Annotated in this window: 2 protein-coding genes; both read right to left on the reverse strand. The window is 61.0% G+C overall.

The features are described from left to right. Positions 1-32 precede the first annotated feature (32 nt). Complete coding sequence (locus ABS769_RS22445; protein WP_317063464.1) at positions 33-920, reverse strand: IS3 family transposase; 888 nt, start codon at positions 918-920, stop codon at positions 33-35. Beyond that, positions 872-1,135, reverse strand: a complete 264-nt coding sequence (locus ABS769_RS22450) for a transposase (protein ID WP_011035652.1) — start codon at positions 1,133-1,135, stop codon at positions 872-874. The genes ABS769_RS22445 and ABS769_RS22450 overlap by 49 nt, the downstream gene beginning before the upstream one ends. Positions 1,136-1,203: the final 68 nt, after the last annotated feature.

A 1,203-nucleotide genomic window follows, 5' to 3' on the forward strand; every position in this document is an offset into this window, starting at 1 on the left:
CGACGTCCCCCCGCCCTGAGTAGCGGCCTGGTTTAGAGTCCGGGGCTGATGATATCGGTGTTTGCCAGATGTTGGGCATACGCAGCCGGGGTCATGCCGCAGATTGCTTTTTTGGGTCGGTCCTCGTTGTATTCGCGTCGCCAGCGTTCGATCTCAGTGCGTGCATGCAGCAGCGCTGGGAACCAGTGTTCGTTGAGGCATTCGTCGCGTAGCCGGCCGTTGAACGATTCGACGTAGGCGTTCTGGTTAGGTTTGCCCGGCTGGGTGAGCCGTAGCTGCACACCGCGGGCATGCGCCCAGGCGACCATCGCCTTGCCGCAAAACTCCTTGCCGTTGTCAGTGCGGATCACCTTCGGCAAACCGCGACTGTGCGCCAGTCGGTCCAGCACGCGCGTCACACCGTAGCCCGAGATTGCGCGCTCCACGTCGATGGCGACTGCTTCGTGGGTTGCATCGTCCACGATCACCAGACACTTGATCACTCGGCCTTCGGCGGTGCGGTCGAACACGAAATCCATCGACCACACCTGATTGGCCTGTGATGGCCGCAGCAGCGGCTGACGCTCGCCTATTGGTACCTTTTTGCGTCTGCGACGCCGGACCTGCAGCTGCTGCTCGCGGTACAACCGCTCCACACGCTTGTAGTTCACGATGCGTCCTTCTTGTCGCAATTTGAGATAGATCATCCCCACGCCATAACGGCGATGGCGATGCGCCAACGCACAGATGCGTTCGCGCAGTTCGACGTTGCGATCTTCGCGCGGGCAATAGCGCAGCGCACTGGCGCTCATACCGATCACTGCCAACGCACGACGCTCGCTGGCACCACGCCCGATCCACTCGCGCACCAGCGTACGACGCGCCGGTGCGCTCACCACTTTTTTCGCAGTGCATCCTTGATCAGGTCGTTCTCGAACAATTGCTCGGCCAGCAACTTCTTCAGCCGCGCGTTCTCGGACTCGAGGTCCTTGAGCCGCTTGGCATCGGGCACGCTCATCCCGCCGAATTTGCTGCGCCACAGGTAGTACGAGGCCTCGCTGAAGCCATGGCGCCGGCACAGGTCCTTGATCGCCACGCCGCTTTCGGCTTCGCGCAGAAAGCCGATGACCTGCTCGTCAGTAAAACGTTTCTTCACGTCCAATCTCCTCGGGGTAGGGAATTGGACTCCAAACTGAGGCGCTACTCAAAATTGGGTGGACGTCG

It is taken from the genome of Xanthomonas hortorum (assembly GCF_040279205.1).
Lineage (GTDB): Bacteria > Pseudomonadota > Gammaproteobacteria > Xanthomonadales > Xanthomonadaceae > Xanthomonas > Xanthomonas hortorum_F.